The sequence below is a fragment of the Acinetobacter sp. SFD genome (genome assembly GCF_001647575.1).
Lineage (GTDB): Bacteria > Pseudomonadota > Gammaproteobacteria > Pseudomonadales > Moraxellaceae > Acinetobacter > Acinetobacter pecorum.
Map to the genome: position 1 here is coordinate 1 of NZ_LSZJ01000001.1, position 14943 is coordinate 14943.

Annotated in this window: 16 protein-coding genes; 6 read left to right on the forward strand and 10 right to left on the reverse strand. The window is 43.7% G+C overall.

Annotated features, from left to right (window positions below; all coding sequences use genetic code 11):
• Positions 1-292: 292 nt before the first annotated feature.
• Genes AY605_RS00005 through AY605_RS00015 form a run of 3 tightly spaced genes read right to left on the reverse strand, consistent with a single transcriptional unit; the run spans position 293 to position 3112 of the window.
• Positions 293-1372: a DUF6670 family protein gene (locus AY605_RS00005; RefSeq protein WP_064094481.1), complete on the reverse strand. Its 1080-nt coding sequence runs from the start codon at positions 1370-1372 to the stop codon at positions 293-295.
• A 23-nt stretch (positions 1373-1395) separates the two neighbouring features.
• Entirely contained in the window at positions 1396-2217 is an 822-nt protein-coding gene (gene pssA / locus AY605_RS00010) for a CDP-diacylglycerol--serine O-phosphatidyltransferase (RefSeq protein ID WP_064094482.1), read from the reverse strand.
• A gap of 37 nt (positions 2218-2254) precedes the next feature.
• Complete coding sequence (locus AY605_RS00015) at positions 2255-3112, reverse strand: 23S rRNA (adenine(2030)-N(6))-methyltransferase RlmJ (protein WP_064094483.1); 858 nt, start codon at positions 3110-3112, stop codon at positions 2255-2257.
• Positions 3113-3228: 116 nt separating this feature from the next.
• Between AY605_RS00015 and AY605_RS00020 the strand changes: the two genes are divergently transcribed.
• Together AY605_RS00020 and AY605_RS00025 are read left to right on the forward strand one after the other, a co-directional pair.
• The gene (locus AY605_RS00020) at positions 3229-3831 is read left to right on the forward strand and encodes a 2OG-Fe(II) oxygenase (RefSeq protein ID WP_064094484.1); all 603 of its coding nucleotides are present in this window, start codon (positions 3229-3231) and stop codon (positions 3829-3831) included.
• Positions 3832-3901: 70 nt separating this feature from the next.
• Positions 3902-4429: a hypothetical protein gene (locus AY605_RS00025; protein ID WP_064094485.1), complete on the forward strand. Its 528-nt coding sequence runs from the start codon at positions 3902-3904 to the stop codon at positions 4427-4429.
• Positions 4430-4520: 91 nt separating this feature from the next.
• Here AY605_RS00025 and AY605_RS00030 read toward each other — a convergent pair whose 3' ends face one another.
• The 6 genes from AY605_RS00030 to AY605_RS00055 all read right to left on the reverse strand — a co-directional run bounded on the left by AY605_RS00030 (position 4521) and on the right by AY605_RS00055 (position 9413).
• Entirely contained in the window at positions 4521-4778 is a 258-nt protein-coding gene (locus AY605_RS00030) for a DUF2789 family protein (RefSeq protein WP_064094486.1), read from the reverse strand.
• A gap of 115 nt (positions 4779-4893) precedes the next feature.
• Positions 4894-5148: a DUF2789 family protein gene (locus AY605_RS00035; protein ID WP_064094487.1), complete on the reverse strand. Its 255-nt coding sequence runs from the start codon at positions 5146-5148 to the stop codon at positions 4894-4896.
• A gap of 48 nt (positions 5149-5196) precedes the next feature.
• Entirely contained in the window at positions 5197-5475 is a 279-nt protein-coding gene (locus AY605_RS00040; protein ID WP_064094488.1) for a DUF2789 family protein, read from the reverse strand.
• Positions 5476-5647: 172 nt separating this feature from the next.
• Positions 5648-6634, reverse strand: a complete 987-nt coding sequence (locus AY605_RS00045) for a malate dehydrogenase (protein WP_064094489.1) — start codon at positions 6632-6634, stop codon at positions 5648-5650.
• Positions 6635-6807: 173 nt separating this feature from the next.
• Positions 6808-7446, reverse strand: coding sequence for a ribonuclease I (locus AY605_RS00050; protein WP_064094490.1), 639 nt, complete (start codon positions 7444-7446; stop codon positions 6808-6810).
• Between the two features lie 32 nt (positions 7447-7478).
• The gene (locus AY605_RS00055; protein WP_171254896.1) at positions 7479-9413 is read right to left on the reverse strand and encodes a lytic transglycosylase domain-containing protein; all 1935 of its coding nucleotides are present in this window, start codon (positions 9411-9413) and stop codon (positions 7479-7481) included.
• Between the two features lie 338 nt (positions 9414-9751).
• Between AY605_RS00055 and miaB the strand changes: the two genes are divergently transcribed.
• The 3 genes from miaB to ybeY are packed head-to-tail and all read left to right on the forward strand — an operon-like array spanning position 9752 to position 12828.
• Positions 9752-11209 (forward strand): tRNA (N6-isopentenyl adenosine(37)-C2)-methylthiotransferase MiaB, encoded by a 1458-nt coding sequence (gene miaB / locus AY605_RS00060; RefSeq protein ID WP_064094492.1) that lies wholly within the window; start codon positions 9752-9754, stop codon positions 11207-11209.
• 37 nt (positions 11210-11246) lie between these two features.
• Positions 11247-12323, forward strand: coding sequence for a PhoH family protein (locus AY605_RS00065; RefSeq protein WP_064094493.1), 1077 nt, complete (start codon positions 11247-11249; stop codon positions 12321-12323).
• A 22-nt stretch (positions 12324-12345) separates the two neighbouring features.
• On the forward strand, positions 12346-12828 hold the full coding sequence (ybeY, locus tag AY605_RS00070; RefSeq protein WP_005108631.1) for an rRNA maturation RNase YbeY: 483 nt from the start codon (positions 12346-12348) through the stop codon (positions 12826-12828).
• A gap of 183 nt (positions 12829-13011) precedes the next feature.
• On the opposite strand, the gene AY605_RS00075 is transcribed toward ybeY, so the two are convergent.
• Positions 13012-13869: an energy transducer TonB gene (locus AY605_RS00075; protein ID WP_171254886.1), complete on the reverse strand. Its 858-nt coding sequence runs from the start codon at positions 13867-13869 to the stop codon at positions 13012-13014.
• Positions 13870-14132: 263 nt separating this feature from the next.
• Here AY605_RS00075 and AY605_RS00080 point away from each other — a divergent pair, with 263 nt between their 5' ends.
• Complete coding sequence (locus AY605_RS00080) at positions 14133-14819, forward strand: hypothetical protein (RefSeq protein ID WP_064094495.1); 687 nt, start codon at positions 14133-14135, stop codon at positions 14817-14819.
• Positions 14820-14943 lie beyond the last annotated feature (124 nt).

Sequence of the window (14943 nt, forward strand, 5' to 3'; positions counted from 1 at the left end):
TCATAATCTCTTAATGATCTTCTTGCTGATTCGTCACCAGCAAGCTAGGTCGGCTATATTACTCTCTATCTCTAGAAAGTCAACCAGTCATGAACACTATTTTTAAACTTTCTTTCTAAAACCCAACTTAGTCAATCTTAACTAAGTTACTGTTTTATCAGAAGTTTTAATCTTCATCACCGCCGATGGATGTGCATTCTACAGCATTTCAGAGGGGTTGCAACCCCATTTTTTAAATAATTCAATAAAAACCTAATGACTGTTTGTTTTTTCTGCAAAAACCATGCTTTTTTCATTTTTTTAGCATTATGGGGACAGAATTGGACAAATTACCTAGCAGTTTTTCAGTTTTATTCTGTTCTTGAAAACGTAAAGACCGGCAATCTATATATTCACAGTAGCCCCCTTCCCCATGCTCAGTTTCTCCATTAATGCTGACTTGGTAATTAAAGCTTCCTACATAACCAGCAGCGAGACCAAACTTGAAGTCTCCCCGACTTTGTCCTTGTAGCCAAATTTTCATGCCCTTGTCATCTTCATAACACCATTCAAATTCACGTGGCAGATACATTTTTTGCCCATTTGGTGTCATGACACTTGGATAAACCCGATGCACCTTAAAGTAGACTTTCTGGTCGAGCATCTGGTTGGTCATTTTTTTCAGGTCACGCAGATATATCCTGGATTGAATAATACTGTTTAGACCATCCCGAATTTGGACCAGCAATAATTGCCGCCCCTCTTTCAGATTAATAATTTGATAAGTTAAAAAAGCTAAAGGTAGATAGGGAAAATTGAAACTGCGCGCAAACTCAAAGCTCCCCAAACTTTCGATGAGATATTTCTGATCTTTATAATGTAAAGTGCCCTGACAATAACAAAGCAAAGACCAATGATCGGCCAAAGCAAAGCGCATTTGGGTAAAGTGCGAAATCAGATTGGTCGTATGAATACTGAGATCAAAGCTCAATTCCGAGTCAAAACGCTGTAAGCGAAAATGCGGAAAATCACCAGTCAGTTTTTCACGGTCTAAAAACTGAAAAAGACTATATTGAAATTTGCAATCTTTTTTGACTGAATAACGGTTCAAGTGCCCCGCCATATGCGGACTGGTACTACAGATTACCGTCACTGTGTCTAGTGCATTGGTTTGAATAGCACTCGGATTCGCCAGCATTGGTGCATTAGGTTGTCCGATAATACTCAGAAAATTCAGATAATGGAGCGGTGCCGGCAGATCCGGAAGGATCAGACCCTGATGAATAATTTTATATTTCTGGTTTGGCCCATGATAGGCAAGATTGTGCTGTGAAACAGCAGGAGTCTGATTTAGCTGTTTCGAACGATCTAAAAAATCTTGAAGAAACCGCATCTCAAACTCCTTATTTTATATTTTTATAAGGCGCTCTGTCTTTTTGCCATAAAGGTAGTAATAAACCCAGACAGGGCATAGATGATGGAGATTACTAAAATCCCCACAGGAATATTATAAGTGATCGCTGCAAAGATAAACACCGCAATCGGTAACACAAAAAATGGTACCCGTTTACGCTCTACAGTTTTAAATGAATAGTATTTGATATTGGAAATCATCAACAGCCCCACCGCAATAATGACCACGGCATTGATAACCTGAAGAGAGGGTTCACGAATATCAAAAATTTCTGGAAAATCCAGACCAACCCAGACCAGTGACACAATCATAAGGGCAGCCAGAGGACTTGCGACACCAATAAAATAACGTTTATCAACCACACCAATCTGCACATTAAAACGTGCCAGACGGAACGCAGCACACGCAGTATAAACAAAACAGGCTGCCAGACCGATCCGCCCCAAATCGCTTAAGCCCCAGCTGTACATCAAGATGGCAGGTGCCACACCAAAAGCCAACATATCTGAAAGCGAGTCAAACTGCTCTCCGAATGGACTTTGTGCACCAATAGCACGTGCCACGCGTCCATCTAGACCATCCAGTAATGCTGCAATAAAGATTGCATAAATAGCTTGCTGAAAATTGCCATTCATACTGGCAATAATCGAGTAAAAACCTGCCAACAACGCGGCGGTTGTAATCAGGTTCGGCCATAGATAGATGCCTCGACGCTTAATTTTTTGCCCTTCCTGAGTATGTTCCTCTTCTTCCACCTCAAAGGTAATGCCATCAAAAGGCGCTTCAGTTGAAGAATCACGTTCCGGTTTGCTTATATTTGTCATTCTTGTCGATCCTAGCTATGACCTGATCTTTAAAAAATTATTCGCCTACTAACCAGCGAACTGCAGCATGACCACCATTTTCACTCATGCGCAGATGCGGGAATAACCATTGTAGCGCTTCATCAGCATCTTCAGAAAATTTCCAAGGTGGGTTAATCACCAGTAAACCACAACCATTCAAACCGACAGGCGTATCATCCGGCCATACACAGACTTCACAAATCAATTGACGACGGATACCGGTCTTGAACATCTTTTTCTCGAAACGTTCAATCATGGCACGGTCTTTAATTGGATACCAAACCGCGAACACACCTGTCGGCCATTTCTTATAAGCAGCAACCAGCAATTCCACCAACTGCGGAAAATCTTTACGCTCCAGCTCATACGGCGGATCGATCATTACCAGGCCACGTTTTTCTTTCGGTGGAATGACCGCTAACAGACCTTCGTACGCATCACGTTCATGTAAACCTGCACGCTTGTCAAAAATATTATGGCGAAGCTGCTGAAACACATCACGCTGCATTTCGAAAATCGTTGCCCTATCTATCTCACGCATGCCTTCCAGGGCAAACCACGGCGAACCAGGATAAGCACCCTTACCAAAGTTTTCACGCATGTTTTCAACAATCTTTAAGTATTGTTGTACACCTTCAGGCGCATTACGCTTGATCGAATCGTCGAGTTTAACCAGACGATGAATACCGTTCAAAAACTCACCTGATTTTTGCGCTTCGGCAGTCGACAAATCATATTTACCTGCACCACCATGTGTATCTACATAGCGATAAGGTTTGTCTTTTGCATTCAGTCGAGTCAACAACTGAAGCAATAAAACGTGCTTCATGACATCGGCAAAGTTGCCTGCGTGGTAAGAGTGGCGGTAATTCATGTTTCATTAATTCCTAATATCAATATCTATTTTAACATGAAAAATAGTTTCGTTCAGGCACGATTCTTACCCTAAAATAACGAACCTTTTTTACCCTATTGTCGAGAATTGAAAAGATGGAAGCTGTTATCATCCCAGGGGATTGGAATGTTGATCAAATCTTAGACGATTTAGATCAACATGGCTTTAGTATTGTTGACGATGCTTACTCTAGCGCATATCAACATGCAGTGAGTCAAGAATGCTTAAGCCACTTAAACGAATTTCGTAATGCAGCCATTCAAAATGGCGTCGTTAACAATATCCGTAGTGATCATATTCTTTGGTTACAACCTGAATTTCAAATTTCCCACCTGCACATCCAGACTCTTCAACAATTTTCTCAAGTTTTAAACCGCGCGTTTTATTTAGGCATCAAAGATGTCGAAGCACATTTCGCTTGCTATAACGCGGGTGAGTTCTATGCCCTGCACCGTGACAATCCGCAAGGAAAAAATGGCCGGATGATTTCCAGTGTGTATTATCTGCATGAACATTGGCAGGCAGACTGGGGAGGTGAACTGCGCCTACAAGATAAAAACAGCCAGTGGCATATTATCCAGCCCCAGCCGAACCGGATGGCGTTGTTCCAGAGCGACCTATTACATGAAGTCTTGATCTCTAAGCAACAACGTCTATCCATTACCGCCTGGCTCAGAAGTGATATGGCATTGCTCTAATACGGCCTGACGCTTTAAATTTTAATTTTGAGCCTCATATAGCCATTATTGAGAAATGAGGATTGCGTTGATGGGATTAACGACCAAACAGATTATTCAACGTCTGGGTGAAACTGACCAATTGTATTTGCAAGGCAATACGCCAGAATTAACGCTTGAACGTGCTGATCTTCGTTTACAACTGGTGACTTTGAGTGAATTGCGTCAGGAACAGCGACATTTTCTGCAAGAAGCCGTAGTGTTGCTGGAACAAGGCCGGATCGAATTTGAGGAAATGCCGCTGAGCATGTATATCAATCTATCTTTGCATCTGGCCAAGGCCTATATGATGTTCTTTGAATTGACCAAAGAGCCGCATTTTGCCCTGATTACCCAGCAAATTCTAAAACCGATGGCCCGTTATGAGCATGGCGATATTTATTTCTTTCTGGCCTATGCCAGTGCCAGTAAAAATGAGCCGGCACTGACCCGCCACTGGTTAGGTAAGTACACCACCACTGCCGAGTTTGAACTGGAATTATTACAGCAGCATCCTGCTTTTAACGATTATCGTCAGCATGAATGGTTTAGCAAAATATTAAAAAGCAAAATGCATTAAGCAGCATTGCAAAAAACGCCTCACATGAGGCGTTTTTTTATGGAAACAATATGATCTTATTGGAAAAAACAAAAAAGCAAGAGAATAGTCATCATGCAGGCTGACGTCTATAAGCGTCCATGTGCAATTGCTGATTCAGCTCATCTACCCAGATTGCCCAGTCATCATCTTGTACCAGATGGCTAATCAATAAGGAGCGTTGGGCTTTGTTCCAAAACGGCGCATCGTGTAAAGAGAGACTCGCCGGCAGTTGATGGGTGCGTATATACAGTTCAATAGCAGCAGGACTATTGGCAAGACCAAGCTGAGAAAACAGAAGTTCTAAGGATGGTGGGTTCTTTGTGAGCATCGCGCCCTCCTTATATCAGATAAATTGTAATTATTTATAGATCTAACTTATAAGATAGGGCAAAAAAAACCTAGTCATTTGACTAGGTTTGTTGTGTCTTTTTGTATAACCATGCTCAAGCACTCTGCTTGTCACTTTCCACGTGTAATAACTGATTTAGTTTATCAATAACAACAATCCACTCATCATCTTGATGCCAATGTTCACGCAGGAAGGCACTTTGCCCTTCACTCCAAAACTCTGCATCTGGTAATGCGACCTCAGAAGGCAACTGGTGAGTTTGGGTAAACTCGGTAATTGAGGCATCGTCAGAAGGCAGGCCCAACTGTTCAAATAGCAATTCCAAAGTTAATTGTTGTTCCATAAGCATGAGTAGACTCCATTGTGGCGTTAAATTGTGATTGCGTTCAAATTAGAATCAGGTTGATTTATGAGCAGGAATATCACAGGATCCTGAACCTTCTGCTTCGATGTGCAATTGTTCATTCAACACATCCACAAAAATGGCCCAGTCATCATCTTTCTTCCAGTGACCGATCAAGAAGTCATGCTGTGATTTACTCCAGAAAGGAGCTTTATGCAGTGGTACATCCATGCCAATTTGATGTGTACGAATGAATTCATCCATAGCTTCCGGGCTTGAATCCAGTCCGAGCTGCTCAAAAAAAAGTTCGAAGGTGGGGCGTTGCTCTAACATCGGACTAACCTCCGTTTTCTCTTTAATTTTGAATCTTGTTTCTACATTAGATTGCCCATGGCGAAAACTCAGTTGTCTCTCCTTCACAGCTTGTTATTTTTTGTTCATTAACGTAAGAGCAAAAAAAGCACTCCGGATGGAGTGCTTTTTTCTAACTTAGTTAAAAACTAAATTATTTAACCATGTCAGCAATTGCTGCACGTTCTTCTTCAAGCTCATTTAGCGTGAAGTTGATACGCTCACGGCTGAATTCGTCGATTTCAAGACCTTGAACGATCTTGTACTCGCCATTTTCACAAGTTACAGGGAAACCGAACATTACGCCTTCAGGGATACCATAAGAACCGTCAGAAGGAATACCCATAGTTACCCATTCGCCGTTTGTGCCAAGAGCCCAATCGCGCATATGATCGATTGCAGCGTTTGCAGCAGAAGCAGCAGAAGACAGACCACGTGCTTCGATGATCGCAGCACCACGTTTACCAACGGTTGGAAGGAATACATCTTTGTTCCATTCCGCATCGTTGATTTTATCTTTCAAGCTTTCGCCGTTTACGTTAGCAAAACGGTAGTCAGCATACATAGTTGGAGAATGGTTACCCCAAACAGTCATATTTTGGATGTCAGAAACTGCAACGCCAGCTTTCTGAGCAAGTTGAGTCAACGCACGGTTGTGGTCAAGACGTAACATTGCTGTAAAGTTTTTCGCTGGAAGATCTGGAGCAGATTTCATTGCGATGTAAGCATTCGTGTTTGCAGGGTTACCTACAACAAGAACTTTAACGTCACGGCTAGCAACTTCATTTAGTGCCTGGCCTTGACCGATGAAGATTTCACCGTTTACTTTAAGAAGATCAGCACGTTCCATGCCTGGACCACGTGGACGTGAACCCACTAGAAGCGCGTAATCAGCATCTTTGAATGCAACTTTAGGATCATCAGTACCGATCATGCCTGCCAATAGCGGGAAAGCACAGTCGTCAAGTTCCATCATTACGCCTTTAAGCGCTTGTTGAGCTTTCTCAACAGGAATTTCTAATAATTGAAGAATAACTGGTTGGTCTTTACCAAGCATTTCACCGCTAGCGATACGGAATAATAGGCTGTAACCAATTTGACCAGCAGCGCCAGTAACGGCAACGCGAACAGGTTGCTTCATGTAATTATCTCCAATTGAGAGGATCGTCATAATAGATTAAATAGCTGTTCTATCTAATCTTAATAATCATAAACGGCAAAGATTGTACTCCAATCCTTGAGCAGATGCATATAAAAGAGGATGGATTTCATCTAAAGTCTGATAGGAAATATAAATCAAATCGGCAAAAAAGCTCAGTATGTTCCTTTTATTGTGACAATTTTTGGACATGTATTAATAATGTTCGCGGGACAGGACTTGTAATTGCCATTAAAACGGTAACAGACTTTGATCGAAGTGAGTACACTGGCTGACTGTATCTGCTGGCAGTTAAATCTCAAAGCATTGCTTGGTAATTGCGGGTTAATTTTCAGGAATTTAGCACGCAACGTATCCACAGAAATCGTAATATTTTCCTGTTCAGTCAGTTCCTCTGGCACTTTTAGCCGGTCTGCATAATTAATGATTGTCCGGAAATACTGACTGGCATTCATCGGCACACAGCCACCGACATTGCGCCATAAAATGGCACGGGTATTGTCATCTGGCATAATTCTGGCTACCACTTTGGCCTGAAGTGGTGAAAGTTTCGCAGAACTATGGGTTGTGCAGTTTTGCGAGGTGGTCTGAGGATACAAGCCGGAGATACTCAGCGAATAACCTTCCAGACATTTTCGTTTCTTGGCATATTCCGGATATAGACTACAGAAAGCCGGAACCATTTGTACATCCATGACATATTCTGTCGGTGCAGCAAATGCTGCCGAGCTGCCAGCCAAAACTACAAGCGCAGCCGATCCCGTCCAGACTTGACGATCCTTCATTATTTTCATGAATAAATCACTATCCCCCAATAATTTTAATCTTATTGTGTGTTCCGCAATGGAATCAGCTGCATGCGCTTGCTCACCGACTGCGCTCCTTGTCCTAACAAAATACCGTAATGCGTGGCATTGGTCATAACATGTTTCACATAATCTCGGGTTTCGAGTAAAGGAATACTTTCCGTATATTGATCTGCGGGCATTCCCTGAAACTCGGGCTGCCAACGGCGAGCACGGTTTGGACCGGCATTATAGCCTGCGGTTGCCAGAACCGGATTATCACTGAGCTGACGCTGGATCGTAGATAAATAGAAAGTACCGTAACGAACATTGGTATTCATATCGGTAAGTGCTGCCGGATTATAGGCTTCACCCATTTGACGCGCTACGAGCTTGGCCGTATCTGGCATAATCTGCATCAGACCACCCGCGCCCACATGCGAACGTGCAGTTGTATTAAAACGGCTTTCCTGACGCATCAAGCCATAGGCCCAAGCCGGATCTATACCGGCATTGCGGCTATGACTGACCACGTAGTTCTGGTGCGGCATTGGATAACGATAATTGTAGTTATGTTTGCTCAGGGTGCGGTCAGCAGCATAAATGGCCCGATCATACCAGCCCATATCCATGGCACGTTTTGCCGCAGCCAGCAACAGATCATCGTCTTTTTTCAGATAAGCCTGGCGCACTGCCCAGTTCCATTCACGATTAATGTAGTTATCCGGTGCACTGATATTACGTAAGGTGAAAGCACGGCGGAAATGAATATCCTGATTCAAGCGTTGCATAGCCTGATTGGAAGGCTGTACCGGATTTGGTGTACTTGCAGTCACCTGCCCTAGCCTGTCGCGTGCCAGAAGGTTATGATAGTCATCCCCCGTTGCCAGTTTGCGATAAATACTTTCTGCTGCCTGTTTTGATGCACGATCCGAGCGCTGTTCGCTAGCACGTGCCAACCAGTATTGCCAGCGGTCCTCCTGCTTCTGATTGACGCTCATACTGTCTATGGCACGAATCAGGCTTTCCCAAGCACCAAAACGAATTGCCTGACGTGCATAAATTTCGGCCTCTTCCGGACTAAATGGCAGACCATAGCTGGCATCAAAGGCATTCAACACTTCATGATTGAAGTTGTTTTTCATGACTGTGGTGCCACCAATGTAACCTACAGTTCGGTATAAGGCACGTTGTACCTGTATAGGGGTACCTTCCGCAGTCCGCTTTACAATAGACAAGGCCGAGTCCAAATCACTGTCTGCCAGACGTCCCAGCGCATAAATCAGATAGGCATGCTCTGCTGCAGTACTTTTAGGCGCAGACCATAAATAATTGGTGGGATTGGCCTGAATCGAATTCAGTTGAGCCAGTGAGAGATTCAAACCAATACCTTGTGCAGTTGCAATCGCCTGCCCTGACTGTCCGGCACGCAGTTGAACCCAGAGTCGCTGCTGGCGGTCCTCTGTGGTCATCAGTGGACTGGAAAGCATCATCCGGCCTAAACCGGTACAAGACTCTGGCTGACTGTTAGTGGTTAGCCAAACATCTTTAAACTCGGCATAAACCAGCTGATCACCACTTTTGGCACGTACTTGTGCCACTGCACAGGCTTCGGCAGGGTCCGCATTGGTCACATAAGGCAATACCGGCTGAGCATTGCCAAAGTCTGCCATTTTTACTTTTTCTTCGACATAATCCGCTGCCAGCTTTTCGGCCATGGCAGATTGAGGATAACGTTGCACAAAACTGATGATCTGGCTAACAGGCTGCATGGCAAGATTCTGGTTTAAAATCCAGTATTCCGGATAATAGCCCAAGGCGTCATTCTGCATGGACAGACGATATTGCTGTAACAATTCAGTATTGCCTGCATTGGCTGCACGCAAAGCATCATTAAATTGTTCTTCTGCTGCCTGTGTACTTGCTGAACAGATACACGCCACACTTAAAGTAATTAATTTATAGTATTTATTCATAGTTTTAGTGTGTTTCAACATCCCTTTGCCTTCTATCTATCATCGATTTTGTGCCTAGCCTGTGTTGCATATCATAAGAGGTAGTTGGAATATTATAACCAACTCTATTGTTCAGTTATGTAACCTTATGATTCAGCAATATTAATGTACAGACAATTTTTGTCCATAAATCAATATTTTTCCCCAGTTAATTTAGTCTATAAGTTTAAGCGACTTTCCTGCTAAAATATGCGCCTTTCCAAGATTTTAGTCCGTGAATTGAATTTTTATTCACCTGTTTGATGCTTCACTCAGGCTGTTCGTTCACTCTTTCAACGTATTACCTTGTAGGAGCCTACATGACGGTTCAAACCTTCATTCCGAATGGTGCCCCAGCTGCCTCAGAAAACACTGTTACCCAGCCAGCGCACACCCCAGCCAACGATGCTTCAGTCAAGAAACTGTACATTGAAACGCAAGGGTGTCAGATGAATGAGTACGACAGTCACCGTATGGCAGACCTGTTAGGCGATTCTCATGGCTATGTGCTGACCACTGATCCTAAAGAAGCAGATATTCTGCTGATGAATACCTGCTCGATCCGTGAAAAGGCACAGGAAAAAGTCTTCTCCGAGCTGGGCCGCTGGCGCAAACTAAAGGATAAAAATCCTGACCTGATTATTGGTGTCGGTGGCTGTGTGGCATCTCAGGAAGGCGACAACATCCAGAAACGTGCCAATTATGTAGATATGATTTTTGGTCCACAAACGCTGCACCGTTTACCACAAATGCTGGACCAGCATTTTGAGCAGATTGAAAAGCCTAAAAAAGAAAAAATCAAACTGGTGGATATTTCCTTCCCCGATATCGAGAAATTCGACTTTCTGCCAGAACCGCGTGTTGAAGGCTATAAAGCTTTTGTCTCGATCATGGAAGGCTGTTCCAAATACTGTTCTTTCTGCGTGGTGCCGTATACGCGTGGTGAAGAAGTTTCTCGTCCACTGGATGATGTCCTGGCTGAAATTGCAGGTCTGGCAGAAAAAGGCGTGCGTGAAATTTCGCTTTTGGGTCAGAACGTAAATGGCTACCGGGGTGAAACCTTCGAAGGCAATATCTGTACTTTTGCCGATTTGCTGCGTTTGGTTGCAGACATTCCGGGTATTGGCCGGATCCGTTATACCACCTCGCATCCCCTCGAATTTAATGACGACCTGATCCAGTGCTATCGTGACCTGCCACAAATGGTTTCACACCTGCATCTGCCGGTACAAAGCGGTTCCAATGATGTCCTTCAGGCGATGAAGCGCAACCATACGATTGATGTCTATATCGAGAAGATTAAAAAGTTACGTGCAGTTCGCCCAGATATGCATTTATCTTCAGACTTTATCATTGGTTTTCCGGGTGAAACTGATGAAAACTTTGAAGAGACTTATCAGTTTATTCAGGATCTGGATTTCGACCATTCTTATAGTTTTATCTATTCAAAACGTCCAGGCACACCGGCAGCAGAACTCGAAGATACAATATCTGAAAATATCAAAAAAGAACGTCTGGCCAAGGTTCAGCAATGGATTAAGCGTTCAAGCATTGACAAGACGGATGCCATGCTCGGGACCATTCAGCGGGTCCTCATCGAAAAAGTTTCTGATAAAGATCCGAATATTCTGGTCGGTACGGCAGACAATACCCGTTATGTTAACTTTATTGGTGATGCTACGTGGGTCGGCCGCTTTGCCGAGATCGAAATTACCGAAATTAAAACTTTGAATTTAGTTTATGGTGAGCTCTTGAATCTTGAACCTGACGTGGCGTAATGTAGAGCATATAACGCACACTTCATAAGGAACACTCTTGACTGCAGCGATCCGACGTACAGTAGCTTTTCCGGGTATTTCAATGGACCGTATACAAGCCATGTTAGGCGCCTATAACGGTCACTTGAAGCAAATTGAACAACGTTTAGACGTTAAAATCTCTCATCGTGGAGAGAGTTTTATTGTTGATGGTGAAATCGATGCCGTTGAGAGAGCTGAAATGCTCTTGCAGCGTCTTCATGAGGAATCTGAACATATTCAGCCAATTAGTGCAGATACTTTACATTTGATGATTCAGGGCAGTCAGACTGATCGCGAGCTTCAGCAAGATCTGGATGACCAGGAACATACGGGACTGGACAATGTCTGGCTGCAAACCCGTAAAGGCCGGATCAATCCGCGTGGTGCCAACCAGAAACGTTATGTACAGCGCATTCTGCAAAGTGATATTTCTTTTGGTATTGGCCCTGCCGGTACAGGTAAAACCTATCTCGCCGTTGCGGCTGCCGTGGACATGCTGGAGCGTAATGAAATCCAGCGTATCTTGCTGGTTCGTCCTGCGGTTGAAGCTGGTGAAAAACTTGGTTTCTTGCCGGGGGACTTAACCCAGAAAATCGATCCTTATTTACGTCCATTGTATGATGCGCTGTATGAAATGCTTGGCTTTGAAAAAGTGGCCAAGCTGATCGAACGTCAGGTAATTGAAGTGGCCCCCCTTGCCTATATGCGTGGCCGTACTCTAAATCATTCTTTCGTGATTCTGGATGAAGCGCAGAACACCACCCCAGAACAGATGAAAATGTTCCTGACCCGTTTAGGTTTTGGTTCACGTGCCGTGATTACCGGTGACGTAACTCAGGTGGATTTACCACGTGGTCAGCAATCGGGACTTTCACATGCCTTGCGTGTGATTGATAAAATTCCTGAAATTCATATCACCCGCTTCCATTCGCGTGATGTGGTACGTCATCAGCTGGTACAGAAAATTGTCGAAGCCTACGAAGGCTGGGACAGTGAACAGCAGCGCTTAAGTGCTGAAGCACGTGCCGAACGAAAAGCACGTCAGGATGCCTTGATCGCTGAAAATGATGCTGCGGCAGACGCACAGCATTAAGCTTTAAAATTAAGGATTTGTGTTGAAACTTAGTCTTTCCTTGCAACAGGACTTTCAGTCGCCTGAACTGGTACTGAAGCGGGCCTATATTAAAAAAGTTGTAGAAACCACTTTACGTCATATCGGCACTCAGAGTAATTGCGAAATCGGAATTGCCTGTGTTGATAATGACGAAAGTCATAAACTAAATCTGGAATATCGAGGCAAGGACAAACCGACCAATGTCCTGTCTTTCCCGAGTGAACTTCCAGATGAAATGGCGCAGTTTCTGGATGCATTTCCAATCGGCGATCTGGTGATCTGTATTCCTGTAGTACTGGCGGAAGCGCTGGAACAGCAAAAAGTACCCTTGACGCATTTCACCCATATGCTGGTTCATGGCACCTTGCATTTAATGGGATATGACCATGAAACCTCGGATGAAGATGCCGAAGAAATGGAAGGCATTGAAATCGAGATTTTGGCCAAGCTGGGTTTTGAAAATCCTTATCTGGAACAAAACTAAAATTTCTTCATAAAAAAAGCGGGCCAAGGCTCGCTTTTTTTTATTTAAAGTTGCCCTCCCTCTAACTCCCTCCCACATGGAGGGAGAATATTCATCAGAATCCTATGATTGTTGAACATTATAGATATAGCTCCCTCTCCTTATTAGGAGTGGGTTAGGGAGAGGTCTTGGTAAATATCAACTTTAACGCACTTCAAACTCCGCTTCTGCCGGGTCAAAACGCCAGGTACGAATCACCCGTAGTTCGGAAATTTCTTTCATTTTACTGTCGAAAGCACCAAATGGGGCTGCCTTACGCACGGAAGCTTTGGCTGCTTCGTCCAGCATGGCATGTCCCGAACTGTCAATCAGCCGAATGGCACGAATTCCGCCATTCTGGTTCAGGATTACCATCAGCCGCACTTCCCCTGCCAGATTCTGTTGTTTGGCGGCTTCCGGATAATAACGGTTCCCATAGAATTCCACTTTCTCGCGGAACTTTTCCAGATAGGCGGCCGAAACATCCTGCTTGGCCTGAATCCCATCTACAGTTTTAATTTTTTGCTGACGACTGAAATTTTGTTGACGCTGTAAATATTGCGCTTCCAGACTGGCGACCATGGCCGCTTTGGCCTGAAACTGGCTTTGTAATTGCTCCTGCATTTTTTTACGCTGATTTTCCTCCGCCTGCTTTTGCCAGCTCAAAGTGGTCATCAGGACTTTTTCTTCAAAACTGAGCTGTTGTTGCTGTTGCAGCATATCCAGACTTTTTTGCAGCTCTTCGCCTGCCTGCTGTTCCATGAATGGCGATGGCATATCACTCGACATGCGATGCGCCTCTCTAAACTGACCGGAACCCTGCTGGTCTGTCTGGGCCAGAAAATCGGCATGTTCAATTTTTTGATCAGTCTGACGCAAGCTGACCGCGATTTCCTTGGTGCTGGTATCCAGATCTTGCGGCATACCAAATTCCAGTGTCAGCACGATCAAATGCAGCATGGCTGCGGCAAGCACCGCACTGCTGAACACTCGATCTTTCCACCAAGTTCTGACCAGAGGCATGAGTATCATCGTTTTTTCACATTTAGCCAAACTCAGTGCTGAGTTCAGTTCCCCAAAAAAGTATTTTAAAGACCAAAAAGAAACAGATTGGACATTTATCTTTTTAAAATGCCAAATCCATCAAATCTTCAACGTTACATAACTAAAACTATAAAAATGGTGCTATTTATTTTGCTAAACTTCAAGCATGAATACTTGTATTTTTCATACAATTCGACAAGATACATTCCGTGTTAAAAATAAAGTTGCCAGGACGCTTCAATATGCAAACACTAATTGCGAATATTTCCAACCGAATCCGCCAAGTGTACCAGAGGGCGGAAGGATTTATTGAAGATGAGCGTGAATTCCCCTTATCGCAAGTCTTCCTGAATGCAACTTTTCAGCGTTTTGTGACAGATAATGTCGATGCCTTGAAAGACTTACATGCGGATTTGCATGATGACTGGTTACGTTTGTATGCAACACTGGATTATAAAGGCCTGATTGTTACTTTATCGGTTGATTTGAAACTGGTACAGATGGAACTGAATAAAACCACACAGTTAATCGTGTTCGAGCAGATTAGTGATACCCAGCTGATTGAAGCTAAATATCCAAATGTACTGTATAAACTGGGCGTGCGTTTTGGCCTGTTCTTTTATCAACGTGTCCTAAATAAAGACCCCTTAGGCATGATCCTGGAAAAACTGGGCGTGATTAAAGTTATCGATGACCTGCTTTATCTGGATTTGAATCGCTGGTTAGGCAAAAGCCGCTCTGTCATTGATACCTTGGGCAAAGTCCATGTCAATCACGCTGTGCTTCGTGAAGCTGAACTGGTGGTGATTGGCAATGTCAATCTTGCAGCCCTGTTTAGAAAACTCTCTCAAGACCAGCAAGAGCACTGGGATGAAAATGAAATGGACGACAACCGGATCACACCCATCAAACAGAAAGATTCCTCTTAAATCGTGCCATCTCTAGTTTTTGAACAAAAGTTCCATAAAACTACATGAAATATACATTTTTGGCAGATACATCCATCCAATTTCCATCTTTTACCGAAATAATAAAGATGCAAGAAGTAATATG